At 67.4% G+C, this 26,075-nt stretch carries 23 protein-coding genes; 4 read left to right on the forward strand and 19 right to left on the reverse strand.

The window, feature by feature from the left end; all coding sequences use genetic code 11:
* Positions 1-51 precede the first annotated feature (51 nt).
* Complete coding sequence (locus tag ACV22Z_RS26860; RefSeq protein WP_448079306.1) at positions 52-1,338, reverse strand: Glu/Leu/Phe/Val family dehydrogenase; 1,287 nt, start codon at positions 1,336-1,338, stop codon at positions 52-54.
* Between the two features lie 327 nt (positions 1,339-1,665).
* A complete protein-coding gene (locus tag ACV22Z_RS26865) occupies positions 1,666-2,619 on the reverse strand; it encodes a LysR substrate-binding domain-containing protein (RefSeq protein WP_448079307.1) in 954 nt (317 codons plus the stop codon).
* A 317-nt stretch (positions 2,620-2,936) separates the two neighbouring features.
* Here ACV22Z_RS26865 and purB point away from each other — a divergent pair, with 317 nt between their 5' ends.
* A complete protein-coding gene (purB, locus tag ACV22Z_RS26870) occupies positions 2,937-4,325 on the forward strand; it encodes an adenylosuccinate lyase (RefSeq protein WP_448079308.1) in 1,389 nt (462 codons plus the stop codon).
* A 169-nt stretch (positions 4,326-4,494) separates the two neighbouring features.
* On the opposite strand, the gene ACV22Z_RS26875 is transcribed toward purB, so the two are convergent.
* Positions 4,495-5,916, reverse strand: coding sequence for an NAD(P)/FAD-dependent oxidoreductase (locus ACV22Z_RS26875; RefSeq protein WP_448079309.1), 1,422 nt, complete (start codon positions 5,914-5,916; stop codon positions 4,495-4,497).
* 286 nt (positions 5,917-6,202) lie between these two features.
* Here ACV22Z_RS26875 and ACV22Z_RS26880 point away from each other — a divergent pair, with 286 nt between their 5' ends.
* Complete coding sequence (locus ACV22Z_RS26880; protein WP_448079310.1) at positions 6,203-6,865, forward strand: TetR/AcrR family transcriptional regulator; 663 nt, start codon at positions 6,203-6,205, stop codon at positions 6,863-6,865.
* Positions 6,866-6,923: 58 nt separating this feature from the next.
* On the opposite strand, the gene ACV22Z_RS26885 is transcribed toward ACV22Z_RS26880, so the two are convergent.
* The 4 genes from ACV22Z_RS26885 to edd form a co-directional block, all read right to left on the reverse strand.
* The gene (locus ACV22Z_RS26885; RefSeq protein ID WP_448079311.1) at positions 6,924-7,427 is read right to left on the reverse strand and encodes a gluconokinase; all 504 of its coding nucleotides are present in this window, start codon (positions 7,425-7,427) and stop codon (positions 6,924-6,926) included.
* 13 nt (positions 7,428-7,440) lie between these two features.
* Positions 7,441-8,802, reverse strand: coding sequence for a GntP family permease (locus ACV22Z_RS26890; protein ID WP_448079312.1), 1,362 nt, complete (start codon positions 8,800-8,802; stop codon positions 7,441-7,443).
* Positions 8,803-9,022: 220 nt separating this feature from the next.
* Positions 9,023-9,649, reverse strand: a complete 627-nt coding sequence (gene eda / locus ACV22Z_RS26895) for a bifunctional 4-hydroxy-2-oxoglutarate aldolase/2-dehydro-3-deoxy-phosphogluconate aldolase (protein ID WP_448079313.1) — start codon at positions 9,647-9,649, stop codon at positions 9,023-9,025.
* Positions 9,650-9,674: 25 nt separating this feature from the next.
* Positions 9,675-11,531, reverse strand: a complete 1,857-nt coding sequence (gene edd / locus ACV22Z_RS26900) for a phosphogluconate dehydratase (RefSeq protein ID WP_448079314.1) — start codon at positions 11,529-11,531, stop codon at positions 9,675-9,677.
* A gap of 295 nt (positions 11,532-11,826) precedes the next feature.
* Here edd and ACV22Z_RS26905 point away from each other — a divergent pair, with 295 nt between their 5' ends.
* Positions 11,827-12,675: a MurR/RpiR family transcriptional regulator gene (locus ACV22Z_RS26905; RefSeq protein ID WP_448079315.1), complete on the forward strand. Its 849-nt coding sequence runs from the start codon at positions 11,827-11,829 to the stop codon at positions 12,673-12,675.
* A 96-nt stretch (positions 12,676-12,771) separates the two neighbouring features.
* Here ACV22Z_RS26905 and ACV22Z_RS26910 read toward each other — a convergent pair whose 3' ends face one another.
* The 9 genes from ACV22Z_RS26910 to ACV22Z_RS26950 form a co-directional block, all read right to left on the reverse strand.
* Positions 12,772-13,194 (reverse strand): CopD family protein, encoded by a 423-nt coding sequence (locus tag ACV22Z_RS26910; protein WP_448079316.1) that lies wholly within the window; start codon positions 13,192-13,194, stop codon positions 12,772-12,774.
* A gap of 17 nt (positions 13,195-13,211) precedes the next feature.
* Entirely contained in the window at positions 13,212-14,483 is a 1,272-nt protein-coding gene (locus tag ACV22Z_RS26915; protein WP_448079317.1) for a glutamate-5-semialdehyde dehydrogenase, read from the reverse strand.
* 128 nt (positions 14,484-14,611) lie between these two features.
* A complete protein-coding gene (holA, locus tag ACV22Z_RS26920; protein ID WP_448079318.1) occupies positions 14,612-15,727 on the reverse strand; it encodes a DNA polymerase III subunit delta in 1,116 nt (371 codons plus the stop codon).
* Positions 15,728-15,745: 18 nt separating this feature from the next.
* A complete protein-coding gene (locus ACV22Z_RS26925; protein WP_448079319.1) occupies positions 15,746-16,297 on the reverse strand; it encodes an LPS-assembly lipoprotein LptE in 552 nt (183 codons plus the stop codon).
* Positions 16,298-16,336: 39 nt separating this feature from the next.
* Entirely contained in the window at positions 16,337-18,931 is a 2,595-nt protein-coding gene (gene leuS / locus ACV22Z_RS26930; RefSeq protein WP_448079320.1) for a leucine--tRNA ligase, read from the reverse strand.
* 297 nt (positions 18,932-19,228) lie between these two features.
* On the reverse strand, positions 19,229-19,690 hold the full coding sequence (locus ACV22Z_RS26935) for an ExbD/TolR family protein (protein WP_448079321.1): 462 nt from the start codon (positions 19,688-19,690) through the stop codon (positions 19,229-19,231).
* A gap of 24 nt (positions 19,691-19,714) precedes the next feature.
* On the reverse strand, positions 19,715-20,383 hold the full coding sequence (locus ACV22Z_RS26940) for a MotA/TolQ/ExbB proton channel family protein (protein ID WP_448079322.1): 669 nt from the start codon (positions 20,381-20,383) through the stop codon (positions 19,715-19,717).
* 18 nt (positions 20,384-20,401) lie between these two features.
* A complete protein-coding gene (gene dapB / locus ACV22Z_RS26945; protein WP_448079323.1) occupies positions 20,402-21,199 on the reverse strand; it encodes a 4-hydroxy-tetrahydrodipicolinate reductase in 798 nt (265 codons plus the stop codon).
* A gap of 57 nt (positions 21,200-21,256) precedes the next feature.
* Positions 21,257-22,072 carry an outer membrane protein assembly factor BamE gene (locus ACV22Z_RS26950; protein ID WP_448079324.1) on the reverse strand — a complete coding sequence of 272 codons (816 nt, stop codon included), beginning with the start codon at positions 22,070-22,072 and terminating at the stop codon, positions 21,257-21,259.
* A 142-nt stretch (positions 22,073-22,214) separates the two neighbouring features.
* Here ACV22Z_RS26950 and fur point away from each other — a divergent pair, with 142 nt between their 5' ends.
* Complete coding sequence (fur, locus tag ACV22Z_RS26955; RefSeq protein ID WP_448079325.1) at positions 22,215-22,643, forward strand: ferric iron uptake transcriptional regulator; 429 nt, start codon at positions 22,215-22,217, stop codon at positions 22,641-22,643.
* Between the two features lie 117 nt (positions 22,644-22,760).
* Here fur and ACV22Z_RS26960 read toward each other — a convergent pair whose 3' ends face one another.
* The 3 genes from ACV22Z_RS26960 to ACV22Z_RS26970 form a co-directional block, all read right to left on the reverse strand.
* Positions 22,761-23,285: an ureidoglycolate lyase gene (locus tag ACV22Z_RS26960; RefSeq protein ID WP_448079326.1), complete on the reverse strand. Its 525-nt coding sequence runs from the start codon at positions 23,283-23,285 to the stop codon at positions 22,761-22,763.
* A gap of 14 nt (positions 23,286-23,299) precedes the next feature.
* Entirely contained in the window at positions 23,300-24,307 is a 1,008-nt protein-coding gene (alc, locus tag ACV22Z_RS26965) for an allantoicase (RefSeq protein WP_448079327.1), read from the reverse strand.
* A 260-nt stretch (positions 24,308-24,567) separates the two neighbouring features.
* Positions 24,568-25,890, reverse strand: coding sequence for a C4-dicarboxylate transporter DctA (locus ACV22Z_RS26970; RefSeq protein ID WP_448079328.1), 1,323 nt, complete (start codon positions 25,888-25,890; stop codon positions 24,568-24,570).
* Between the last annotated feature and the right edge of the window lie 185 nt (positions 25,891-26,075).

Consider the following 26,075-nt stretch of genomic DNA (forward strand, 5'->3'; position numbering starts at 1 on the left):
TCATGCACGCAATCGGGTGGATTGCGTCATGGCTTGATCGGAATCAACTGATCAGGGGTACAGACCGCGCATTTCACGCGCCATCAGGATGCGCTTGCACGCAACGATGAACGCCGCGGTACGCACCGATACCTTGTGCTCTTCCGCGACCGCCCACACGCCGGCGAACGCTTCGCGCATCACGCGCTCGAGGCGGTGGTTGATCTCGTCTTCCGTCCAGAAGAAGCTCGAGAAGTCCTGCACCCACTCGAAGTACGACACGGTCACGCCGCCCGCGTTCGCGATCACGTCCGGGATCACGAGCACGCCGTTCGCGCTCAGGATGTCGTCCGCCGCCGTCGTCGTCGGGCCGTTCGCGCCTTCGACGATGATCTTCGTGCGGATCTTCGATGCGTTCTTCTCGGTGATCTGGTTTTCCAGCGCAGCCGGGATCAGGATGTCGGTCTCGACCGTCCAGAACTCATCGTTCGGCATCGGCTCCGAACCTTCGAAGCCCGCGACGCCGCCCGTGCGGCCCACGTGGTCGAGCAGCTTGTTCGCGTCGAGGCCGGCCGGCTGATAGATCGTGCCGGTGTGATCCTGCACCGCGATCACCTTCGCGCCCGCTTCCTGGAACAGCTTCGCCGCGATGCCGCCGACGTTGCCGAAGCCCTGCACCGCGATGCGCGCGCCTGCGATCTCGAGACCCTTCTTCTTCGCAGCTTCGGAACCGACGACGAACACGCCGCGGCCCGTCGCTTCCTTGCGGCCGAGCGAACCGCCGAGCGAGATCGGCTTGCCGGTCACGACGCCCGTCGACGTCTGGCCCTGGTTCATCGAGAACGTGTCCATCATCCACGCCATCACCTGTTCGTTGGTGTTGACGTCCGGTGCCGGAATGTCGGTGTTCGGGCCGATGATGATGCCGATTTCGCTGGTGTAGCGACGCGTCACGCGCTCGAGCTCACCGCGCGACAGCTTGCGCGGGTCGACACGGATGCCGCCCTTCGCGCCGCCGTACGGCACGTTCACTGCTGCGTTCTTCACCGACATCCACGCGGACAGCGCCATCACTTCCGACAGCGTCACGTCCTGGTGGTAACGCACGCCACCCTTGCCCGGACCGCGCGACACGTTGTGCTGCACGCGATAGCCTTCGAAGTGCGCGACGGTGCCGTTGTCGAGCTCGATCGGCACGTCGACGACCAGGATGCGCTTCGGGCGCTTCAGCGTTTCGAGCCAGCGCGACAGCGAGCCGAGGTACGGCGCGACGCGATCGACCTGCTGAAGGTAGTTACCCCACGGGCCGAGATCGTCGGCGTGCAGGTAGGACGGGATGGACTGCAATTGCGAAGACATGGATTCTCCAACGGTCAACGGATGGCGCACATTGTCGAAAAACCCGTTTTTTTTATCCAATGCCGTTTGCTTATTCGATTATGCGTTTCTTGCATGATCGCGATTTTTCGCAATTACGCGGTCGAATTGCGCAAGAACGGCTGCGATCGTCCGTCGATCGGGGGCGCAGAAAATCGTGTCGGACGGGTGCGGCGCCCGTGTTCGTTGCGGCGGGTGCGCGACAATGCGCCGCGCTGCCTGCGTCGGGCCCGCACTGCGGGCCGCCAGCGCAAGCCGCTTGCAACGCGTTGCAGACCGTTTGGAGACTGATTGTCAGAACAACGGGCGTCAGCCGGCCGCCTCACGCAGCTCGTCGCTGACCACTTCCCACAGCGCGCGCACGAGTTTTTGCCGCGGCTCGTCACCCTGCACCGCGACCTTGTCGCAGTACAGCCGGATCTCCATCGTCAGCGTGAACGGATGCACGCCGCCGCGCACCGCACGGTCGAGCCGGATCAGGCGGCCACCGGCGACCGCATCCTCGACCGCGCTGTGCGGCAGGAACGCGATGCCGTGGCCCGCGAGCGCCATGGCCTTCAAACCTTCGGCCATGTCGGTTTCGTAGACGCGATCGAGAAACAGCGGCGTCGGCGCGTTCGCGATGATCACTTCGGTCATCCGGCCGAGATACGCGTTCGGCGTATATGACAGGTACGGCACGCGCGCGTCCGGCGTGCCCGGCAGCGTGTAGCGCGGCCGCCCCGCCCGGCCGGGCGCCGAGAACGGGCTGATCGGCTCGCTGCCGAGCGTCAGCATGTCGTAGCGCGCAGGGTCGAGCGCGACGGGGTGGCTCGGATGGTGATAGCCCATCACGAGATCGCAGCCGCCCTCGACAAGCGACAGCACCGCGTCGTGCACGTTCAGCGCGCGCAGCCGCGTGTGAACCGGCCCCATCTTCGCCTCGATCCGCTGCAGCCAGCGCGGGAAATAGGTAAGCGACAGCGTATGCGGCACCGCGAACTCGATCGTCGGCACGGGTGCGCCGACGTGGCCGCGCAACAGCGTGCGCGCCTCGTGCGCCTGCGACAGCATCGTCAGCGCCTGCTCGTAGAAGATCTGGCCGGCCTGCGTGAGCCGGGTCGGATAGACCGAACGATCGATCAGCTCGGTCGCGAGCCACGCCTCGAGCGCCTGGATGCGCCGTGAAAACGCTGGTTGCGATACGTGCCGCAATTCGGCGGACCGGCTAAAGCTGCGCGTCTCCGCGAGCGAGACGAAGTCTTCGAGCCATTTCAGTTCCATGCGGGGCGGGCGCGGCGGGCGGCGGTCGGGATGAAGCCGGCATTTTACCGGTGCAACGGCACTGGCGCGGCGCCGACAGGCGCCCCTGCACCGTGCATCGGGGCGCGCTTCGCGCTCGTTGTGCAGCGCCGCACCGGCGCCGCGCGCGCGGCGCCGGCGCCGGCTCTCGCAGCCGCGCCGCTGAACGGCGCCGCGCACGTCGCCGAATGACGGCAGCCGGCCGCAATCGACGCGCCCCTGGGGACCGCCGCGCGCGGATGGTAAAATCGCCAATTCTCCTCCCCCTCGTTCGACCCGGCCCCAAGGCCCGCCCGACCATGTCCGACACTCGTCCCGATACGCTTTTCGCCCTCACCGCGCTCTCGCCCATCGACGGCCGCTACGCCAGCAAGACCGAAGCGCTGCGCGACTGGCTCTCCGAAGCCGCCTTCATGCGCCACCGCGTCACCGTCGAGGTGCACTGGCTGATCGCGCTGTCGCGCGCCGGCTTCGCGGAAGTCCCGCGCTTCTCCGATGCGTCCGAGCAGTTCCTGCTGCAGCTCGCAGAGCGCTTCACCGCGCACGACGCCGCGCGCATCAAGGAAATCGAGCGCGTGACGAACCACGACGTGAAGGCCGTCGAATACTGGCTGAAGGAATCGGTGAAGGGCCAGGCCGAGCTCGAGAAGGCAAGCGAATTCATCCACTTCGCTTGCACGTCCGAGGACATCAACAACACGTCGCACGGGATGATGCTCGCCGGCGCGCGCGAGCACGTGATCGTGCCGGCGCTGCGCACGGTGCACCAGCGCCTCGTCGCGCTCGCGCACGCGCTTGCCGACCAGCCGATGCTGTCGCGCACGCACGGCCAGCCGGCCAGCCCGACCACGCTCGGCAAGGAACTCGCAAACGTCGCCGCGCGCCTCGCGCGTGCAATCGCACGCATCGAGAAGGTCGAGATCCTCGGCAAGATGAACGGCGCGGTCGGCAACTTCAACGCACATCTGTCCGCGTACCCGGAATTCGACTGGGAAGCGTTCTCGCGCGACGTGATCGAGAACCGCCTGAAGCTTACGTTCAACCCGTACACGATCCAGATCGAGCCGCACGACTACATGGCCGAGCTGTTCGACGCGGTCGCGCGCGCGAACACGATCCTGCTCGACCTCGACCGTGACGTGTGGGGCTACATTTCCGTCGGCTACTTCAAGCAGAAGACGAAGGCCGGCGAAATCGGCTCGTCGACGATGCCGCACAAAGTCAACCCGATCGACTTCGAGAACTCGGAAGGCAACCTCGGCCTCGCGAACGCGACGCTGCGCCACCTCGCCGACAAGCTGCCGGTGTCGCGCTGGCAGCGCGACCTGACCGACTCGACGGTGCTGCGCAACATGGGCGTCGCGCTCGGCTACTCGCTGCTCGCGTACGACTCGCTGATCCGCGGCCTCGACAAGCTCGAAGTGAACCCGCAGCGCCTGAACGAAGATCTCGACAACTGCTGGGAAGTGCTCGCCGAGCCGGTGCAGACGGTGATGCGCCGCTACGGCATCGAGAACCCGTACGAGCAGCTGAAGGAACTGACGCGCGGCAAGGGCATCACGCGCGAAGCGCTGCAGCAGTTCGTCGGCACGCTCGCGATCCCGCAGGACGCGAAGGACCGCCTGCTCGCGATGACGCCGGCGTCGTACATCGGCAAGGCCGTCGAACTCGCAAAGCGGATCGCGTAACACGAGTCCGATCGCGGTGGGCGGCCGACGGCCGCCGCTGCTTTCAAAGAAAACGCCCGATGCGTGCAATGCACTGCATCGGGCGTTTTTGTTTCCGACATCGCGTCGGCGCCGATGCAGCCGGGAATCCGTCGATTCATCGATCCGGCATCACGCCGGCAAAAGCCGATCAGAACGAGATCATCTTCCCCGGATTGAGCGCGCTCATCACGCTCATCGCGGCCTTCGCGGCCGGAATCGCGATCGGCGACAACTGGCGGCCGAGCGGAATCTCGCGGTGATCGATGCCGGTCAGCATCGAGAAATCGTCGTTGCGGCCAACGAAGTCGTCGCAGATCGCCTTGCCGATCCGCACCGTCTGCGCGACGCCGTGGCCGCTCCAGCCCTGCACCATGTAGACGGGCACGCGGCCGTCGGTCTTGCGGCTGTCGGTCGCGCCGTTCAGCGTGAAGTCGCTGACGCCGCTCCAGCAGTAGTCGAGCGCGAAGTGGCCATCGGCCTGCGGGAACACCGTGTTCAGCCGCGTGAGCAGGTACGCGTTGACGTCCGGCTGCGCCCAGCAGGTGCCGGTGCCCTGGCCGCCGAACAGCAGGCGGTTGCCGCGCACGGGCCGGAAGTAGTCGATCTGGAACTGCGTGTCGTAGACGGGCATGCCGGCCGGCATCAGCGTCGCGACGTCGACGTCGAGCGGCGCCGTCACGCTCACGTACGTGAAGAACGGCACGGTCGTCGCACCGCCATCGTCGAGCAGCCGGAACGTCGCGTTGTGCAGCGCGAGCACGACGCCCTTGCGGGCCGTGATCGTGCCGCCGGCCGTGGTCGCGACGACACCGGCCGGCGTCTCGTCGAGTTCGAGCACCTCGGTGCCTTCGTACAGCGCGCCGCCGTTCAGCCGGAAACCGTGGACGAGGCCGCGCACCAGCGCGAGCGGATGGAGCTGGCCGCCCATCGCGTCGATCGCCGCGCCGTGGTACAGCGCCGAGCGCACGTATTCGTGCTGCAACTGGTGCTTGCCGGCGAGCGTCACGCTCGCATCACCGAGGTAATGGCGCGCATCTGCGCCGTCGAGCAGCGCGCTCATGTGGCCCGGGTGGACCGCCGCCGTGATGTGGCCGCGCTTGCGGTCGAGATCGAGCGCGTAGCGCGCGCCGATCGCATCGATCAGGTCCATCGACTCGGCCGACGCGAAACGCCACAGACGCTTCGCGTCGTCGTGCGACAGGTGTTCGATCATGTCGGCCGCTTCCCAGCGCGCGAGGCCCGGCGTCAGCTGGCCGCCGTTGCGGCCCGACGCCGCGGAGCCGACGTGATGCTTGTCGACGAGGATCGTATCGACGCCCGCTTCGGCAAGGTGCAGCGCCGCCGACGCGCCGAGCAGGCCCGCGCCGATCACGAGCACGTCGCACACCGCGTCGTGCGCGAGCGGCGCGCTGTTTTCGTGGCGCGACAGCGACGCCTCGTAGTAGTTGGCCGGGCGATCGCCGTCGTAACGGGCCGGATCGCACCAGTTCCAGTTGTCTTTCTCGATATTCAGTTGCGTTTGTTCAAAGCGCGATTCGTCCTGAATCAGGGGTTTGCTGTTCGAAGTCATGTTTGCACTTGCATGGCCTTGGGCCGCCTGTCGAATAGCCGTTCGGGCTTCGCGGGTGGGGCAGCCGGTTCCACTTGGGTGTCAACGAGAGGCGGGCGCGATGGCCCGTGTTGACGGCGGACACGCTCGTGTCGCCTGGATCCCGGACCGTGCGGAAGCACGTATTGAAAGGTGCCGGGACACCCAATTTCTACACCGCAGAAATAATTCTACAGTGTAGAATAAGCTTTCGTCAAGTTGACACCCCGACCGGCCTGGCGCCGGATGCGGAGAAGCCACCTCCCCGATGAAAGACAAACCCTCCCAGGGCCCGCGCGGCCTCGACAAGGACGCGATCGTCGCTGCCGCGCTGACATTGCTCGAAGACGTCGGCGAAACGGCGTTCAGCGTGCGCAAGCTCGCGCAGGCGGTCGGCTGCGATCCGATGAGCGTGCTCTACCACTTCAAGTCGAAGGAAGGGCTGAGCCGCGCGATCGCGAACGCGCTGTCGCGCTCGCTCGTGCCGGTCGACGAAAACCTGCCGTGGCGCGAACGGCTGCGCGATCTCGCGCGCCAGTATCGCGCGCTCGCGCTCCGCTATCCGGCCGCGTTCGCGTTGCTGCAGCGCCATGTCAGCACCGGGCCGGCCGATCTCGCGCACGTCGAAACCGTGCACCGCGCGCTCGTCGACGCCGGCATCGCGCACGCGGCGCTGCCGTGCGTGTGCGTCGGCTGGTACGCGAGCGTGATCGGGCTCGCCGCGGCCGAAGCCGGCGGGCTGACGCGGCCCGCGAACGACGTCGAGCTCGCGGAGATGGCCGCGCTGTCCGACGCCGAGCAGCCACTCGTCAAGTCGGCCGCGCCGCTCTACGCGCGGCTCGACCCGGCCGCCGTGCACGACACGATGCTCGAGATCCTGCTCGACGGCATCGCGCGCCACGCAGACATGGCTGCCGCCGCCCCGAAATGAACAAAGGCGCCCCGAGAGACGCCTTTGCATACCAGCTTCCGATTACCGCGAACCGCGCTCAGTGCTGCTGCGCGACGCCGATCTTCACCATCACATGATCGACGATCTGCTCGGGCGTCAGCGCGATGCTGACCTCGATCGCTTCGTCCGGGCCCGGCTCCTCGAGCGTGTCGAGCTGGCTTTGCAGCAGCGACGGATCGAAGAAATGGCCGGTGCGGGTCTTCAGGCGCTCGTGCAACATGTCGAACGTGCCCCTCAGGTAGACGAACCGCACGTCGGTGTCATGGCCGCGCAGCACGTCGCGGTACGCGCGCTTCAGCGACGAGCAGGTGAAGACGGCCGTCTCCCCCGCGCGCTGCTTTTCCTCGATGGCCGCGCGAATCGACTGCAGCCACGGCCAGCGGTCCTCGTCGGTCAGCGGAATCCCTTGGTGCATCTTTTCCTTGTTGGCGGCGCTGTGAAACGCATCGCCATCGGTATAGGTGCACGCCAGGCGTTCCGCCAGCATTTCGCCGATCCGCGATTTGCCCGCGCCCGACACGCCCATTGCGATCAGAATCATTGACTACCCCTTGTTACAGAAACGCGCTCAGCACCAGCGTAAACGTGAGGCCGAGCACCGAGATGATCGTTTCGAGCAGCGTCCACGTCTTGAACGTCTGGCCGACCGTCATCCCGAAATACTCCTTGATCAGCCAGAACCCGCCGTCGTTGACGTGCGAGAAGATCAACGAGCCCGAGCCCGTCGCCAGCACCAGCAGTTCCGGGCGAACCGTCACGCCCGACGCGGCTGCGATCGGCGCGACGATGCCGCACGCGGTCGTCATCGCAACCGTCGCCGAGCCGGTGGCCAGACGAATCAGCGCGGCGACGAACCAGCCGAGCAGCAGCGGCGACAGATGCGCCTGCGTCGCCGTCGCGACGATCTGCTGCGAGATCCCGCTGTCACGCAGGATACCGCCGAAGCCGCCACCTGCGCCGACGATCAGCGTGATCCCGGCGATCGGCGCGAGACACTCGCTGCAGAACTTCTGGATCTGGTCGCGGTTGAAGCCCTGCAGCCTGCCGAACGTGAGGAAGCTCACGAGCACGGCGATCAGCAGCGCGACGTCCGAGTTGCCGGCAAAGCGCAGCAGGTTGTTCGGCAACGACTTCGGGGCGAACAGCAGGTCGGCCCAGCTGCCGACCAGCATCAGCACCACCGGCAGCAGGATCGTGAACAGCGTGATGCCGAAGCTCGGCAGCTCGCGCTTCTTGCCTTCGACATGCGACTCGACGAATTGCGCGGCGAGCGGGTTGTTGTTCGGCAGCTTCACGTACTTCGAGATCGTCAGCGCGAACAGCGGACCGGCGACGATCGCGGTCGGCACGCCGACGATCAGGCCGAACGCAATCGTCTTGCCGATGTCGGCGCCGTATTGCTGCACCGCAAGCAGCGCCGCCGGGTGCGGCGGGATCAGCCCGTGCACGACCGACAGGCCGGCCACCATCGGCAGGCCGACGACGAGCAGCGACTTGCCGGTGCGCTTCGCGACGTTGAACGCGATCGGGATCAGCAGCACGAAGCCGACTTCGAAGAACACCGGCAGGCCGACGATGATCGCGACGAACATCATCGCCCAGTGGATGTTCTTTTCACCGAACCAGTCGATCAGCGTGGTCGCGATCCGCTCCGCCCCGCCCGACTCGGCCATCATCTTGCCCAGCATCGTGCCGAGGCCGACGACGATCGCAATGTGGCCGAGCGTGCCACCCGTGCCTGCCTCGAACGACTTGACGATCTTGTCCATCGGCATGCCGACGACGAGGCCGAGGCCGAGCGAGACGATGATCAGCACCAGGAACGGATAAATCTTGAAGCGCGCGATCATCACGATCAGCGCGGCAATCGCGATCAACGTGAATACGAGCAGCATGCTGCCTTGGACAGCCCCCATGTGGCACTCCTCCTTGGGATTATTCGAACCGGGCGGATTGACGCGAGTATGCCCGGCTATGCAGGTCTCCGAAACAGCGGGCGAACCCCGTCGTCAGGACGCTGAATTTTACTTATCTTTACGGCCGAGCGATAGAACCGGTTCCATAAGCAAAAACCCTCGGTAAAACAAGCACTAAGCGCTAGTCTACCGAGGGTCGATCTGCCATTTCGTACAAGTATTAGCGGGGGAGCTGGCTTGCAGCTTGCGCGAGACGCGTGACCTCCGCCCAGTCCTGCGCGGCGAGCGCGGCCTTCGGCGTCAGCCACGAACCGCCGACGCACACGACGTTCGGCAGCTTCAGGAAATTCGGCGCGGTCTCGGCCGTGATGCCGCCCGTCGGGCAGAACTTGAGGTTCGGGAACGGGCCGTGGAACGCCTGCAGCATCGGCACGCCGCCCGCCTGCTGGGCCGGGAAGAACTTGACGATCTCGTAGCCGAATTCGAGCGCCTGGATGATGTCGCTCGGCGTCATCACGCCCGGCAGCAGCGGCAGGCCCGCGTCGAGTGCGGCGAGGTGCAGGTCTTTCGTCAGGCCCGGCGACACGCCGAACTTCGCGCCCGCCTTCTTCGCCTGCGCGCAATGCTCGGGCTTCGTGAGCGTGCCGACGCCGACGACGATGTCGTCCGCGAGCTGGCTCGCGCGTTCGATCGCCTCCAGCCCCGCCGCGGTGCGCAGCGTGATCTCCAGCACCTTCACGCCGCCGGCGTGCAGCGCGCGCGACACATTTTCGCCCTGCTCGACCGTGTCGAACGCGAGCACCGGAATCACCGGGCCCAGCTTCACGATTTCGCCAATCGTCATCATCGAACTCTCTCCTTGAACCTTGAAATTACGCAGTGACGTGGGCGGCGGCTTCGCCGACCAGCGCCCCGAACACCGACGCGCCATGCTCCGCCGGCGCGGCCGCCGCGCGGAACACGCCGAACAGCTCGCGGCCGAAGCCCACTTCGTTGTCCGCCTGGTGCAGCGGCTGCGCGACCGGGCGCGCGTGCCATTCGGCGTCGTCGACCTCGATGTCGAGCACCCCCGCCTCGGCGTCGATCACGAGCGTGTCGCCCGTCTGCACCTTGCCGAGCGGCCCGTTCAACAGCGCCTCCGGCGACACGTGGATCACGGCCGGCACCTTGCCCGACGCGCCCGACATGCGGCCGTCGGTGACGAGCGCGACATGGAAGCCCTGATCCTGCAGCACGCCGAGCAGCGGCGTCAAACGGTGCAGTTCCGGCATCCCGTTCGCGCGCGCGCCCTGGAAGCGCACCACCGCGACGAAATCGCGCTTCAGCTCGCCGCGGTCGAACGCTGCCTGCACGGCTTCCTGCGAATCGAACACGACCGCGGGCGCCTTCACCTTGCGATGTTCGGGCGCAACCGCCGAGATCTTGATCACGCCGCGGCCGAGCCGGCCCTGCATCAGGCGCAGGCCGCCGTCCGGCTGGAACGGCTCGTGAATGCCGCGCAGCACCTTCGTGTCGTGGCTTGCGGCCGCGCCATCGACCCACGTCAGCTTGCCGTCGATCAGCTTCGGCTCCTTCGTGTAGTGCGACAGGCCCTTGCCCGCGACCGTCGTCACGTCTTCGTGCAGCAGCCCGCCCTCGAGCAGGTTGCGCACCAGGAACGCGATGCCGCCCGCCGCGTGGAAGTGGTTCACGTCGGCCTTGCCGTTCGGATAGATCTTCGCGAGCAGCGGCACCGCGGCGGACAGTTCGTCGAAATCGTCCCAGTCGATCAGGATGCCGGCCGCGCGCGCGATCGCGACGAGGTGCAGCGTATGGTTGGTCGAGCCGCCCGTCGCGAGCAGCGCGACGATGCCGTTGACGATCGCCTTCTCGTCGATCACGTGGCCGATCGGCGTGTAGTTGCCGCGCTCGACGGTCAGGTCGAGCACGCGGCGCGCGGCCTCGGCCGTCAGCGCGGTACGCAGCGGCGTGTGCGGATGGACGAACGCCGAGCCCGGCAGATGCAGGCCCATCAGCTCCATCAGCATCTGGTTGCTGTTCGCGGTGCCGTAGAACGTGCAGGTGCCGTGGCCGTGATACGCGGCCGATTCGGCTTCGAGCAGCGCATCGCGGCCGACCTGGCCGGTCGCGAACTGCTGGCGGATCTTCGCCTTGTCGTCATTCGACAGGCCGCTCGTCATCGGGCCGGCCGGCACGAAGATCGTCGGCAGGTGGCCGAACTGCAGCGCGCCGATCAAAAGGCCCGGCACGATCTTGTCGCAGATGCCGAGGCACAGCGCCGCGTCGAACATGTTGTGCGTGAGCGCGATCGCGGTGCCCATCGCGATCGCCTCGCGCGAGAACAGCGACAGCTCCATCCCCGGGTTGCCCTGCGTGACGCCGTCGCACATCGCCGGCACGCCGCCCGCGAACTGCGCGACGCCGCCGTTCTCGCGCGCGGCTGCCTTGATGATGTCGGGGAAATCCTTGTACGGCGCGTGCGCGGACAGCATCTCGTTGTACGAGGACACGATGCCGATGTTCGGTTGCTTGATCGCCTTGATTTCGAACTTGTCGTTGCCTTCGAGGCCCGCGAAACCGTGCGCGAGGTTCGCACACGACAGCGCGCCGCGCGCCGGGAACTTGCCCTGCGCGCCATCGATGCGCTTCAGGTAGGCGGAACGGGTCGACTGGCTGCGCGCGATCACGCGTGCGGTGACTTTCGCGAGGATGGGATGCAGCGAGGACATGCTGGGCGCTCCTGTATGCCGGCCGACACCGGCGGTTGGAATCGTGGGGACGGTCGAATGCAACGACTGAACGCAGGCAGTCTAGTAGAAAAACTACAAGCATGCAATGCGGATTCTCACACCAACCCAACACAAAATCGCTTTATTTCCGGCAAATATCGGTATAAACCCTAGGCCTCCGATCTCCAACACACCCGATCATGTGCACCATCAGCGCTAGCAATTTCTTGTAGATTTTCTACAATTCGGTTGCGATACACTCGCTCATCCGAACCCGATTGACGTTAGCTGCCCAATGCTGCCCCGCATAGAAGCGATCCGCCCCGAACTGCGCCCGTCCGAGCGCAAGCTTGCCGACTACATCCTCGCCGCGCCGCGCGAGGTGCTCGACCTTGCAATGACCGAGCTGTCCGCGCGCGCGGGCGTCAGCCAGCCGACGATCGCGCGCTTCTGCCAGGCGCTCGGCTGCAGTGGCTTTCGCGAATTCAAGATCCGGCTCGCGCAAAGCGTCGCGCCGGGCGTGTCGTCGGTCTACCGCGACGTCGAGCCCGACGAGCCCGCGCCCGGCATCATCGGCAAGGTGTTCGACCGCACGATCGGCGCGCTGATCGAAGTACGCAACAGCCTGTCGGCCGGCAGCGTCGCCGATGCGATCGCGCTGCTGTCGAACGCTTCGCGGATCGAGTTCTACGGCGCGGGCGGCTCGGGCATCGCCGCGCAGGACATCCAGCACAAGTTCTTCCGGCTCGGCGTGCCGAGCGTCGCGTATTCCGATCCGCACACGTTCTCGATGTCGTCGGCGCTGCTCGGCCCGCAGGATGTGGTCGTCGCGATCTCGAACACCGGCCGCACGCGCGACATCGTCGACGCCGCGCGTTCGGCACTCGCGTGCGGCGCGAAGGTGGTCGCGATCACGCACAGCCACTCGCCGCTGTCGCGGCTCGCGACGGTGAGCCTCGCGTCGAACGTCGCCGAGGAAACCGACGTGTTCTCGCCGATGACGTCGCGGATGTCGCACCTCGCGATCGGCGACATCCTCGCGGTCGGCGTCGCGCTGTCGCGCGGCCCCGCGCTGATGGAACGCGTCGGCCGCGCGAAGGAGGCGATCACGCGCCGGCGGATCGACGCGAACGCGAAGGAATAGCCGCGAGCGTCAATGCTCCGCACGACCGCGTAAACGAGAAACGGCGCCCCGCGGGGCGCCGTTTCTCATGCGGCCACCAGGCCAGCGGATTGCCGGTCAGAACGGCTTGATGACGACGAGCGCGACTGCCGCGAGCATCCCGAGCACCGGCAGTTCGTTGAACACGCGATACCACTTGTCGGAACGGCGGTTCTCGCCGCGCTCGAACACCTTCAGCAGATGGCCGCAGTACGCGTGATAGACGATCAGCAGCAGCACGACCGTGACCTTCGCGTGCACCCAGCCCTGCCCCTGGCCGATGCCGATCACGAGCCACAGCCACAGCCCGCACGCGAGCGCCGGCACCGCGATGAGCGTCATGAAGCGGAACAGCTTGCGCGCCATCACGAGCAGGCGCCGCACCGCGGCCGGATCGGTTTCCATCGCGAGGTTCACGTAGATGCGCGGCAGGTAGAACAGCCCCGCGAACCACGCGGCGATCAATACGATATGGAATGTCTTGACCCAGAGCATCGCCATCGGTCGTGTCCTCGCGGTTACTGACGGCCTTCGCCGTGCCCGAGCACGACGTACTTCAGCGACGTCAGCCCTTCGAGGCCCACCGGCCCGCGCGCATGCAGCTTGTCGTTCGAGATGCCGATCTCCGCGCCGAGGCCGAACTCGAAGCCGTCGGCGAAGCGCGTCGACGCGTTGACCATCACGCTCGCCGAATCGACTTCGCGCAGGAAGCGCATCGCGCGGTCGTGATCCTCGGTGACGATCGCGTCCGTGTGGTGCGAGCCGTAATGGTTGATGTGCTCGATCGCGGCGTCGAGGCCGTCGACGACCTTGATCGCGAGCACCGGCGCGAGGTATTCGGTATGCCAGTCTTCTTCGGTCGCGTCGACCAGCGGGCCGACGCCGGCGTCGGCGAGCACCGCGCGCGCGGCGGCATCGACGCGCAGCTCGACGCTCTTCTCGCGATACAGGCGGCCGAGCGGCGGCAGCACGACTTGCGCGATGCCGCTCGCGACGAGCAGCGTCTCCATCGTGTTGCAGGTGCCGTAGCGGTGCGTCTTCGCGTTGTCGCAGACGGTGAGCGCCTTGGCCAGGTCTGCGCGATCGTCGACATACACGTGGCAGATCCCGTCGAGGTGCTTGATCATCGGCACGCGCGCCTCGTTGATCAGGCGCTCGATCAGGCTCTTGCCGCCGCGCGGCACGATCACGTCGACGTATTCGGTCATCGTGATCAGCTTGCCGACCGCCGCACGGTCGGCCGTCGCGACCACCTGCACCGCGTCCTGCGGCAGGCCCGCGGCAGCGAGCCCCTCGCCGATCAGCTTCGCGAGCGCGGCATTCGATTCGAGCGCCTCGGAGCCGCCGCGCAGGATCGTCGCATTGCCGGACTTCAGGCACAGCGCGGCCGCGTCGATCGTCACGTTCGGGCGCGACTCGTAGATGATGCCGATCACGCCGAGCGGCACGCGCATCTGGCCGACCTGGATGCCGCTCGGGCGGAACTTGAGATTGCCGATCTCGCCGATCGGATCGGCGAGCGACGCGACCTGGCGCAGGCCTTCGACCATCGTCGCCAGCGCCTTGTCGGACAGCGTCAGGCGATCGATGAATGCCGCATCCAGCCCTTTTTCGCGGGCGCGCGCGACGTCGCGTGCGTTCGCATCCTTCAGCGCCGGTGCATCGCGCTCGATCGCGCGGGCGACCGCATCGAGCGCTGCGTTCTTCGCCGCCGTGCTGGCGCGCGCCATCGCGCGGGAAGCGTGCCGGGCGCGGCGGCCCAGGTCCGTCATGTACTGATCGATATCCATCGTGTGACTCGAAAAGCGAGCCGCTCAGGGCGGCATCAAATCATCGGGAAGCGCGCGGCGCAGCCGCGCCGGTTGTCGAAGCAATTGTATGCGGGTTGCGGACGGCGCGCTGACGCCGGAGGCGGGACTTAGCGCCGCACGCCGCGACCCGCGGTCGGCGGTCGCTCACCTTGCGCACGCTGCGCACTCGTGGCGCCGGCAACCGTCATCGCGAGCTGGAACAGGCCGTCCCACGGATCGGGCGGCGGCTCGTCCTGCGGGCGCCGGCCGGGCGTCACGGCGCTGAGCCCCTTGACCTGCCGGTCGAGCCGCGCAGCGAACGCGAGCGCCTTCTCGAGCACGGCTTCGGTCACGCGATTGAGTGCGGGACCGATCAGCCGTTCGCGCGGCCCCCATACGCGGTTTTCGCGCAACAGCGTCGCGAGCGGCTTGCCGGCCGTCACGCCGCGCTTGATCCGCAGCAGCGTGCGTAATTCCTCGACGACCGCCCACATCACGAGCACGATCGCCTCGCCCTCGCCCTTCAGCCCGTCGATCATCCGCGCGAGCCGCGCGGCGTCGCCGGCGAGCATCGCTTCGTTCAGCTTGAAGACGTCGTAGCGCGCGACGTTCAGCACCGCGTCGTGCACCTGCTCGAACGACAGCACGCCCTGCGGATACAGCAGGCCGAGCTTCTGGATTTCCTGGTGCGCGGCGAGCAGGTTGCCCTCGACGCGCTCGGCGATGAACTGCAGCGCGCGCCGGCCGTCCTCGCCGGCCGCGACCCGCTGGCCCTGCATCGACAGACGCTGGCCGATCCAGTTCGGCAGCTGCGCGCGGTCGACCGGATCGATCTTCAGCGCGACGCCGCCGTTCAACAGCGCGGTGAACCACGCGGATTTCTGCGTCGCCGCGTCGAGGCGCGGCAGCGTGACGAGCATCAACGCGTCCGGATTGTTCGCGGCGGCGAGCGCCTTCAGCGCGTCCGCGCCTTCCTTGCCCGGCTTGCCGGACGGAATGCGCAGCTCGATCAGCTGGCGTTCGCCGAACAGCGACATCGCCTGGGTCGCGCCGAGCAGCACGCTCCAGTCGAAGCCGCGCTCGACGGTATGCACCGACCGCTCGGTGAAGCCGGCTGCGCGCGCGGCGGCGCGGATCCGGTCGCACGCCTCCTGCGCGAGCAGCGGCTCGTCGCCGAATACGGTGTAGAGCCCGGCCAGCCCCTTCGCGAGGTGCGGCTCCAGCGCGTCAAGTCGCAGTTGCATCGGTTGGTGCGCCCGCGATCACAGCGGCGGCGGCGGCAGCGGCGCGCGCGGCGCCACGCCCGGCACCACGTCTTCCGGCGCCGGATTCAGCGAGTGGACGATCGCGAGACGCCGCATCAGCTGGTCGACCGCGTCGTTCTGCATGTCGCCGTACAGGATATCGGCTTCCTGCGACTTCGCGTTCGTGTACTGGTCGCTGTACGTCATCGCGCGGTTCAGCGCGATCACGCTCGGCGGAATCAGCACGGTGCCGTCCTTGCTCGTCAGCGTGTAGCTCAGCGAATAATTGAGCGCATACTCCTGCGCCGAGCCGTACTTGTTGAGCGTCAGCGTGCTCTGGCCGCGCGATTCCGACATCTGCAGCACCGCATCCGCCTGGTCCGGCACCTTGACGATCTTCGTGTCGCTGCCAGCCTCGACGAGCCGCGTGAAGCGCGCCGCAACCGCCGGCTGCGCACCGACCACCAGCAGGTGCTTGAACGCGTAATCCTGCTGGCCCCGCAACTGGAAACCGCATGCCGACAGCGCGACCGCGCTGCCGACGAGCATCAAAAACGATCTGCGGATCACCTTCGCTCCTTCAGTTTGCGTCCGGACGGCCTTCGGCCGTCAGACGACGATGTTCACGAGGCGGCCCGGCACGACGACGATCTTCTTCGCCGGCTTGCCCTCGCCAAACTTCGCGAACATCTCGTCGGCCTGTGCCGCGGCTTCGATCGCGTCGCGGCTCGCGTCCTTCGCGACCTTCAGCGAACCACGCACCTTGCCGTTGATCTGCAGCACGAGTTCGATCTCGGCCTGCTCGAGCGCGGCCTCGTCGACCTTCGGCCACGGCGCGTCGAGCAGCGGGCCGAACTCGTCCGCGTAGCCGAGCGCCTTCCACAGCTCGAACGTGACGTGCGGCACGACCGGGTACAGCACGCGCAGCAGCACGCCGTACGTCTCGCGCAGCACCGCGGGCGTCGCGCCCTTCGCGCCGTCGACCGCGTTGAGCATCTTCATCGCGGCGGACACGACCGTGTTGTACTGCAGGCGCTGGTAGTCGAAATCGGCCTGCTTCAGCACGCTGTAGATCTCGCGGCGCAGCGCCTTGTCGGCATCGCCGAGCTTCGCCGCGTCGAACGCCGCGCGCTCCGCGAGCGCCGCGCGGTTCGTCGCGCCGAAGCTCCACACGCGGCGCAGGAAGCGGCTCGCGCCCTCGACGCCCGCGCCCGACCACTCGAGCTGCTGCTCGGGCGGCGCCGCGAACATCGTGAACAGGCGCGCAGTGTCCGCGCCGTACTGGTCGATCAGCACCTGCGGATCGACGCCGTTGTTCTTCGACTTCGACATCTTCTCGATGCCGCCGAGCACGACCGGCTGGCCGTCGGCGTTCAGCGTCGCGCCAACCGGGCGGCCCTTGTCGTCGAACGTGACGGTCACGTCGGCCGGGTTGTACCAGGTCTTCTTGCCCGATGCGTCCTCGCGATAGAACGTCTCGTTCAGCACCATCCCCTGCGTCAGCAGGTTCTTCGCCGGCTCGCCGAACTTCACGAGGCCGAGGTCGCGCATCACCTTGGTCCAGAAGCGCGAATACAGCAGGTGCAGGATCGCGTGCTCGATGCCGCCGATGTATTGATCCATCGGCATCCAGTAGTCGGTGCGCGCGTCGACCATCGTGTCGGCATCCGGCGCCGTGTAGCGCGAGAAGTACCACGACGAATCGACGAAGGTGTCCATCGTGTCGGTTTCGCGCTTCGCGGCCGCGCCGCACTTCGGGCACGTGCAGTTCAGGAACGCTTCCGACTTCGCGAGCGGGTTGCCCGAGCCGTCCGGCACGAGGTCTTCCGGCAGCACGACCGGCAGGTCCTGCTCCGGCACCGGCACGTCGCCGCACGACGGGCAGTGGATGATCGGGATCGGCGTGCCCCAGTAGCGCTGGCGCGACACGCCCCAGTCGCGCAGGCGCCACGTGACCTGCTTGTCGCCGAAGCCGCCGGCCTTCAGGTCGGCCGCGATCGCGTCGACCGCGGCGCCGTAGTTCAGGCCGTCGTACTTGCCGCTGTTCACGCACACGGCGACGTCCTTGTCGCCGTACCACTCCTGCCACGCGTCGAGCGAGTACGTCTGGCCTTCGGCCGCAATCACCTGCTTGATCGGCAGGCTGTATTTCTTCGCGAACGCGAAGTCGCGCTCGTCGTGCGCGGGCACGCCCATCACCGCGCCTTCGCCGTAGCTCATCAGCACGTAGTTGCCGATCCACACCTCGACCGGCTCGCCCGTCAGCGGATGCTTGACCGTGAAGCCGGTCGGCACGCCCTTCTTCTCCATCGTCGCCATGTCGGCCTCGGCGACGCCGCCGCGCTTGCACTCGTCGATGAACGCCTGCAGCTCGGGCTTGCCCTGCGCGAGATGCGTCGCGAGCGGATGCTCGGCGGCGATCGCGCAGAACGTGACGCCCATGATCGTGTCGGCGCGCGTCGTGAACACGCGCAGCAGCTTCTGCTCGCCGTCGAGTTCGTACGGGAAGCCGAAGTTCACGCCGAAGCTCTTGCCGATCCAGTTCTGCTGCATGATCTTCACGCGCTCGGGCCAGCCGAGGCCGTCGAGGTCGTTCAGCAGCTCATCCGCGTACTGCGTGATGCGCAGGTAGTACATCGGGATCTCGCGCTTCTCGACGAGCGCGCCCGAACGCCAGCCGCGGCCGTCGATCACCTGCTCGTTCGCGAGCACGGTCTGGTCGACCGGGTCCCAGTTCACGGTGCCCGTCTTCTTGTACGCGATGCCCTTCTCGAGCATCTTCAGGAACAGCCACTGGTTCCACTTGTAGTAGTCGGGCTTGCACGTCGCGATCTCGCGCGACCAGTCGATCGCGAGCCCCATCGACTGCATCTGGCCCTTCATGTAATCGATGTTGTCGTAGGTCCACTTCGCGGGCGGCACGCCGTTCGCCATCGCGGCGTTCTCGGCCGGCATCCCGAACGCGTCCCAGCCCATCGGCATCAGCGTGTTGTAGCCGTTCATCCGCAGATAGCGGTACATCACGTCGTTGATCGTGTAGTTGCGCACGTGACCCATGTGCAGCTTGCCGGACGGGTACGGCAGCATCGACACGCAGTAGAACTTCGGCTTCTGCGTGTCTTCCTTCGTCTTGTAAGCATCGGCGGCGCGCCAGTCACGCTGGGCGGCGGCTTCGACGTCGGCGGGTACGTATCTCTCGTGCATGGTGTGGTTCGGACTAGGCTTTAAGCGGCGCGCCGCGACGGCTCGCGCGGGAGTGGATCGAAAATCGTGCTGGCCCGGCGGCGAGGCAGGCCCGGTGCTTCCAGGCCTGCCCGGGTTTCCGGATGTTTTCCGGGTGACCGGGAACGTTCCGGGTGACCGGGAAAGCATCTGCCAACCGGGAAAAACATCGATTATACCGTCCGCGCCGGCCCTCACGGCCGGTCTCGCGGGCGAGGGCCGGCAGCGGCGGCCGGTGGCAGCAACCGGCCCGCGCCCGCGAGACCGGCCCCGAACCGCTCAGCGCGGCGCGGGTGCGCCGGACGGTGCCGCGAAACCGCCGTGCGGCGCCGGCAGGTCGGTCACGAACCCGATCCGCGTGAGGCCCGCGGCCTGCGCGGCGCCCATCACCTGCGCGATCACGTCGTAGCGGGTCGCGCGCGACGCGCGCAGGCGCAGCTCGGGTGGCTGGCTGCCCGCGGCGGCGGCCCGAAAGCGCGCGGGCAGCGCGTCGAGCGCGACCGGCGCGTCTTCCCAGTAGAGCTTGCCCGCGTCGTCGATCGACAGCGTGATGCTCTGCGGCGTGTCGCGCGCGGCGCTGGCCGCGACTTTCGGCAGGTCGAGCCGGATCGCATGCGTCATCAGCGGCGCGGTCACGATGAAAATGACGAGCAGCACGAGCATCACGTCGATCAGCGGGGTCATGTTGATCTCCGCCATCGGCGCGGACGTCTTGTGGTGCTCCAGTCCGCCGAATGCCATGGTCGTCCCTCCGGAAGGCGCGCGTCAGGCGTCGTTCGCGCACACGAACACGTGCAGGTCGCGCGCGAAGCCGTCGAGCTCCTCGGCGAGCTGGCGCACGAGGCGCCCGAGGATGTTGTACGCGAGCACGGCCGGGATCGCGACGACGAGCCCGAACGCGGTCATGATCAGCGCCTCGCCGACCGGCCCCGCGACATTCTCGATCTGCGCCTGCCCGCTCGCGGCGATGCTGCCGAGCGCGTGATAGATGCCCCAGACGGTGCCGAGCAGCCCGACGAACGGCGCGGTGCTGCCGATCGACGCGAGCAGCACCTGGCCGAATTCGAGCCGCCGCTGCGAACGCAGCATCGCGTGGCGCAGCGCGCGCAGCACGCGTTCGCCGTGCTCGACGCGCGCGGCCAGCGCAGCGGGATCATGGTCGCGGGACGCGTCGCGCGCGGCTTCGGCGAGCGGCACGAACACGCGCTCGCGGTCGGCGCCGGCGAGCGCCGCGATGCCCGCATCGAGCGTCGGCGCGCGCCAGAACGCGGCGACCGCGCCCGGCCCCTGCCGCTTCGCGCGGACCAGCAGCCAGGCTTTCAGGAACAGGAAACACCAGCTGGCGATGGACATCGCCAGCAGCACGTAGGCGACGGCGTGCGTGACGGCGTCGCCGCTTTCGAGGTAGTGGATAACGCCGGTGGGGATCGCCATCGGAGTGTCCGGCGCGCGTCAGCGCAGGCCGAGCACGTCCTGCATCTCGTACAGGCCGGCGCCGCGCTCGGACAGGAAGCGCACCGCGCGCAGCGCGCCCTGCGCGTATGACACGCGGCTCGACGACTTGTGCGTGATCTCGATCCGCTCGCCGATCCCGGCGAACAGCACGGTGTGATCGCCGACGATATCGCCGCCGCGGATCGCGGAGAAACCGATCGTCGACGGATCGCGCTCGCCCGTCACGCCGTGGCGGCCATACACCGCGCAGTCGTCGAGCGAACGCCCGAGCGCGCCGGCGACGGCTTCGCCCATCATCAGCGCGGTGCCCGACGGCGCATCGACCTTGTGACGGTGATGGGCTTCGATGATCTCGATGTCGTAGCCGTGCGCGAAATGCTTCGCGGCGAATTCGAGCAGCTTCAGCGTGACGTTCACGCCGACGCTCATGTTCGCCGAAAACACGATGCCGATCTTCCCGGCGGCCGCGTGCAGCGTGGCCTTCTGCTCGTCGGTGAAGCCGGTCGTGCCGATCACGAGCTTCACGTTGTGGCGCAGCGCGGCCTCGACGTGCGCGATCGTGCCTTCCGGGCGCGTGAAATCGATCAGGTAGTCGGCCTGCGCGAACACGGCATCGAGATCGTCGGTCAGCTTGATGCCGGTTTCCTTGCCGAGGAACGCGCCCGCGTCCTGGCCGAGGTGCGGCGAATCGGCACGGTCGAGCGCGCCGACCAGCTGCGCGTCGGAATCGTTGAGAACGGCTTCGATCAGCATCCGGCCCATACGGCCCGACGCACCGGCAATCGCAATCTTCATGGCTTTCTGTACGACAGGTTGAGTGGGGACGGCGCATGCCGCCCCGTTTTCACGCGCTTACTGGGACTGGCCCGGTGCGGTGAGCGGCTGGTTCTGCAGCGTGTCCGAGCCCTGCGGGCCAACGGGCGGCGCTGTCTCGTTCGACGCGGCCGGCTGCGGCGGGCGATGGAACTGGAACTGCGGCTGGATCGCCGGATTCACGCCCGGCGGCTGCCCGCCCGGTGTCGGCGCGCCGCCGGCCGCTGCCTGCGCGGACGGCGTGAAGCGGCGCGCAGTGCCGCCCTGGCCGGACACCTGGTTGGTCGCGCGGTTCGCCGCGCGTGCGGCTTGCGCGTTCGCGTCCTGGTCGACGGCGGCGCTCGCCGCTTCCGGCACCACGGCCGCAGCCGGCGCCGGTTCGCTCGTCGCCTGCACGGTGCTGCTTGCCCCGCTTGCACCGCTCGCAGCGGCGGCTTCGGCTGCCTTCTTCGCCTTCTTGCCGCGCTTGTCGCCGTCGATGTCGGCCAGCAGGTCGAGCTCGGACGGCAGGTTCTCGGCCCCCGTCCAGCCCGTCAGGCGATCGCCCGAGAACGTCAGCACGAGGTCGCGCTGCTGGACGACGGACGTCGAGCCACGCTTGAAGTAGAAGAGGTAATCCCAGCGGTCGGCGTGGAACATGTCCGTCAGCAGCGGGGTGCCGAGCAGCGCGCGGACCTGGTCGCGCGTCATGCCGACCTGCAGCTGCGACGCCTTCTCCTGCGACACGAAGTTGCCCTGCACGACCGTGATCCGGTAGGGCGTGATGCTTTGCGCGATGCGCTGCGTCACGCTGTCGTACGACGAACAACCAGCCAGCGCGGCAACGGCGGCGGCAGCGATGATGGCACTCCGCATGCGGTTCCTTTGATAGTGCGAAAGAGATTCTGGAATCATTTCCCTCACCGTGCTGGCCCGCGTCGCAGGCCGCGCGTGTTTCTGGAACGGCCAAAAGCCGGTAACATTGAAGCCCTGCATTGTACTCTAGGGATGCCTAGCCATGACCAATCCGACGGATCTCAAGAATATCGGGCTGAAGGCCACCCTACCGCGCCTCAAGATTCTCGAGATCTTCCAGCAGAGTCCCGTCCGTCACCTGACGGCCGAAGACGTCTACCGCAACCTGCTGAACGAGCAGCTCGACATCGGGCTGGCCACCGTTTATCGGGTGCTCACGCAGTTCGAGCAGGCGGGCCTGCTGACCCGCAGCAACTTCGAATCCGGCAAGGCCGTGTTCGAGCTGAACGAAGGCTCGCACCACGACCACCTCGTCTGCCTCGACTGCGGCCGCGTCGAGGAGTTCTTCGACGCGGAGATCGAAACCCGCCAGCAGGCAATCGCCAAGGAGCGCGGCTTCAAGCTCCAGGAACATTCGCTCGCGATGTACGGCAACTGCACGACCGAGAACTGCCCGCACCGCAAGCACTGATCCGCGCGCGAAGCGCAAGCCAGGCCAAGCGGCCCGGCCGGCATCTTGCCGGCCGGGCCGCCGTCTTTTTCGGAGGCGTCGTCGACCCGCGCCGACGGGCGCGCGTCAGCGCACGCGTCAGGCCGCGCTCGTGCAGGCCGGCTCGAGATCGAGCTGCCACACGCCGTCGAGCGGAATCTCGTCGCAGTTCGGCTGCGGGCCGCCGCGGTCGACGACGATGAAATCGCTGAGCGCGTCGAGCGCGAGCAGCGGATGGTGCCAGACGCCCTTCGCGTAATTCACGCCCTGCCACCCTTCCGCGAGAAACGCACGCATCGCGTCCGGCCGGAACTCGCCCGCCGGCGCGACGACGATCGCGTAGCGCGACACCGCCGCGAGCGGCACGAACGCCTGGCTGCCGTGCGGATGCCGCTCCATCATCGTGATCGCGACCGGCAGCGCGCGCGGCTGCGCGCGAAACACGCTGACGAGCGGGCGCCCGCCGTCGTCGCAGACGTCGATCGTCGCGAGATCGTGGAACCGCTCGGTCGTGCCGCCGTTGATCGGAAAATGCCGCGCGCCTTCGAGCGCGATCACGTCACCGAACGGCGCGAACGCTTCGCGGGTCAGGCGCTCGACACGCAAGGTCTGGAGCCGGGTCATGTTCGCCTCCGCCGTCAGGCCGGTTCGCCCCACAGACGCAGCCGCGACACGCCGCCGTCCGGGAAGATGTTGAAGCGCACATGCGTGACCGGGCCGAGCGCGGCAAGCGTGTCGAACGTGTGGACATGATCCATCGCCAGCTTCTGCTCGCCGAGCAGTTCGGGCCAGAACATCGCCTGCGTGACCAGCGAATCGTCGGTGCCGCCCGTCACGTGCGCGGCCTGCAGCGAACAGCGGTCCGGGAAATTGCCCTTGAAGAACGCGGTGTCGACCTCGACGCGCCGGATGATGCCCGGCCGCGCGAGCGCGACGATCGCCCAGTCGTTGCCGGGTTCGCGGCGGCGGCGGGTTTCCCAGCCGTCGCCCATGTTCACGCCGCGCCCCGGCATCAGCATCTGCGACGCCGCGCCGAAGTGCTGGTTGTTCGCGGCGACCAGATAGCCGCCGTTCTCGATCGCAGCCAGGTCGACCAGCTCGCCCTGCGGCACGCGGCTCCAGTCGCGCTGCGGCTGGCCGTACACGCGCAGCCGCGCGAGCCCGCCATCCGGATACAGGTTCACGCGCAGGTGCGTGTACGGCTGCGGATCGGTCACGCCGACGTAGTGGTGGCTGTTGCCCTGCAGCGTCGTCGCGGGGACGATCGTGCGCCATTCGGCGTCCTCGGGCGGCGTGTCGCCGTCGGCGACGCATGCGTCGATCGACGCGGCCGGCGGGAAGTTGCCGGTGAAGTGGCTCGTGTCGAGGTCGACGCCGTGGATCACGCCCGGCCGCGCGAGCCGGACCACGCAGAAATCGTGGCCGGTCGTGCGCTTGCGGCGCGTCTCCCAGCCGTCCATCCACTTGCCGTGGTCGTCGTACTTGCCGGGGATGAACACGGCTGGCTCGGGGTTCAGCATGCGCTCCTTCGGCGCGAAGAACTCGTCGCTCGCGTAGAGCGCCTGCGCACCGACGCGCGGATCGGCGAGGTTCATGTAGCGCCGCGTGAAGGCCGGCGCGTTCGGATCGAGGATGGGGGCTGCCATGTTGTCTCCTGTGTCGGCCCGAGTTAGCGCTTTAGCGCTTGCTCGGGCCCCATGGCGTGGTTGGCAGGCGTTAGCGCTTCAGCGCTTACGCCTGCCCCACGGCGGTCGATCGGAGTTGGCGCTTCAGCGCTTGTTCCGATCCCATGCTTCGCGGTCGACCAGAGCTAGCTGACTCCGGTCCCATGCAAAGCTGTTTCGACTGACGCGCCGGCACGTCGAGGCGCCGGCGCACTGTTGCAGATGAGGATCGAACCGTGCGCTCAGACCGCGTGGGCCTGGTCGCCGGCGAGCGGCGCGGCGGCGCCCTCCTCCTCGGCCGGCACGTAGCGCAGTTCGCGGTTCAGCACGCGCTTCGCGCGGGCACGGTCGATGTCGTTCTCCCACACCGCGACGACGACCGTCGCGACGCAGTTGCCGATCAGGTTGGTCAGCGCGCGGGCGATGCCGACGAACCAGTCGACCGGCAGGATCAGCACGAGGCCGAGCACGGGGATCGCGGGAATCGCCGACAGCGTCGCCGCGAGGATCACGATCGCCGAGCCCGGAATCCCGTGCGCGCCCTTGGACGTGACGAGCGACACGAGCAGCACGACGATCAGGTCGTGCGTCGACAGCGGCGTGTTGGTCGCCTGCGCGATGAACAGCACCGCGAGCGTCAGGTAGATCGAGAAGCCGTCGAGGTTGAACGAATAGCCGGTCGGGATCACGAGGCCGACGGTCGAATCCTTGACGCCCATGTATTCGAGCTTGCGCATCACCTGCGGCAGCACCGCGTCCGACGACGCCGTGCCGAGCACGATCGACAGTTCCTCGCGCAGGTAGCGGATCAGCTTGAACACCGAGAAGCCCGCGAGCCGCATCACGATGCCGAGCACCACCGATACGAACACGAAGCAGCTCAGGTAGAACACCGCGACGAGGTAGCCGAGCTGCTTCAGCGACGCGACGCCGTACTTGCCGGTCGTGAACGCGATCGCGCCGAGCACGCCGAGCGGCGCCAGCTTGATGATGAAGCCGATGATGCGGAAGAACACGTGCGACAGCTCCTCGATCAGGCTGTTCACGCGCTGCGCCTTGTCGCCGAGCAGCGACAGCGCGGAGCCGAACAGCACCGCAAACACGAGGATCTGCAGGATGTCGCCCTTCGCGAACGCGTCGATCGCGGTCTCGGGGATGATCTTCATCAGGTAGCCGGCCGTGTCCTTCAGGCTTTCGGCGTTCTTCGCATATGACGCGAGCGACGCCGCGTCGAGCGAATGCAGATCGATGTTCATGCCGACGCCGGGGCGTGTGAGCCACGCGAGCACGAGCCCGATGCCGAGCGCGAGCGTCGTCATCACCTCGAAGTAGACGACGGCCTTCAGGCCGACCCGGCCGACCTTCTTCAGGTCGCCCGCATTGGCCATCCCGCTGACCACGACGCAGAACACGATCGGGCCGATGACCATCTTGATGAGCTTCAGGAAACCGTCGCCGAGCGGCCTCAGCGACTCGGCGAAATGCGGGAAGAACGCGCCTAGCGCGACCCCGAGAATCAATGCGACGACTACCCGGCCAAACAGCGAATTGAGGAATTTCGACACGGCGCTCTCCCGAACCAACGGTTGCAGTTTCGTCTGTTCATACTGGTAAGACCAGTGATGTTATGGACGATAGTAGGAAGCCGATATAGTCGAGTCAAGGAAGAACAAAATAGGGATTTCCCGCCCCTTTCCGGCCCCGCTCCGGCCCCGCTCCGGCCCCGCTCCGGCCCCGCTCCGGCCCCGCT

The organism is Burkholderia sp. PU8-34, from assembly GCF_053427725.1.

Coding starts and splice junctions, on each gene's coding strand:
- ACV22Z_RS26905 (WP_448079315.1), top strand. CDS start 11,827: ATGCTGCCCCGCATAGAAGCGATCCGCCCCGAACTGCGCCCGTCCGAG.
- ACV22Z_RS26960 (WP_448079326.1), bottom strand. CDS start 23,285: ATGACCCGGCTCCAGACCTTGCGTGTCGAGCGCCTGACCCGCGAAGCG.
- holA (WP_448079318.1), bottom strand. CDS start 15,727: ATGCAACTGCGACTTGACGCGCTGGAGCCGCACCTCGCGAAGGGGCTG.
- eda (WP_448079313.1), bottom strand. CDS start 9,649: ATGATGACGATTGGCGAAATCGTGAAGCTGGGCCCGGTGATTCCGGTG.
- edd (WP_448079314.1), bottom strand. CDS start 11,531: ATGTCCTCGCTGCATCCCATCCTCGCGAAAGTCACCGCACGCGTGATC.
- ACV22Z_RS26880 (WP_448079310.1), top strand. CDS start 6,203: ATGAAAGACAAACCCTCCCAGGGCCCGCGCGGCCTCGACAAGGACGCG.
- ACV22Z_RS26940 (WP_448079322.1), bottom strand. CDS start 20,383: ATGGCGATCCCCACCGGCGTTATCCACTACCTCGAAAGCGGCGACGCC.
- ACV22Z_RS26910 (WP_448079316.1), bottom strand. CDS start 13,194: ATGGCGATGCTCTGGGTCAAGACATTCCATATCGTATTGATCGCCGCG.
- dapB (WP_448079323.1), bottom strand. CDS start 21,199: ATGAAGATTGCGATTGCCGGTGCGTCGGGCCGTATGGGCCGGATGCTG.
- ACV22Z_RS26875 (WP_448079309.1), bottom strand. CDS start 5,916: ATGACTTCGAACAGCAAACCCCTGATTCAGGACGAATCGCGCTTTGAA.
- ACV22Z_RS26885 (WP_448079311.1), bottom strand. CDS start 7,427: ATGATTCTGATCGCAATGGGCGTGTCGGGCGCGGGCAAATCGCGGATC.
- ACV22Z_RS26890 (WP_448079312.1), bottom strand. CDS start 8,802: ATGGGGGCTGTCCAAGGCAGCATGCTGCTCGTATTCACGTTGATCGCG.
- ACV22Z_RS26935 (WP_448079321.1), bottom strand. CDS start 19,690: ATGGCATTCGGCGGACTGGAGCACCACAAGACGTCCGCGCCGATGGCG.
- ACV22Z_RS26860 (WP_448079306.1), bottom strand. CDS start 1,338: ATGTCTTCGCAATTGCAGTCCATCCCGTCCTACCTGCACGCCGACGAT.
- leuS (WP_448079320.1), bottom strand. CDS start 18,931: ATGCACGAGAGATACGTACCCGCCGACGTCGAAGCCGCCGCCCAGCGT.
- ACV22Z_RS26915 (WP_448079317.1), bottom strand. CDS start 14,483: ATGGATATCGATCAGTACATGACGGACCTGGGCCGCCGCGCCCGGCAC.
- ACV22Z_RS26950 (WP_448079324.1), bottom strand. CDS start 22,072: ATGCGGAGTGCCATCATCGCTGCCGCCGCCGTTGCCGCGCTGGCTGGT.
- ACV22Z_RS26865 (WP_448079307.1), bottom strand. CDS start 2,619: ATGGAACTGAAATGGCTCGAAGACTTCGTCTCGCTCGCGGAGACGCGC.
- alc (WP_448079327.1), bottom strand. CDS start 24,307: ATGGCAGCCCCCATCCTCGATCCGAACGCGCCGGCCTTCACGCGGCGC.
- purB (WP_448079308.1), top strand. CDS start 2,937: ATGTCCGACACTCGTCCCGATACGCTTTTCGCCCTCACCGCGCTCTCG.
- fur (WP_448079325.1), top strand. CDS start 22,215: ATGACCAATCCGACGGATCTCAAGAATATCGGGCTGAAGGCCACCCTA.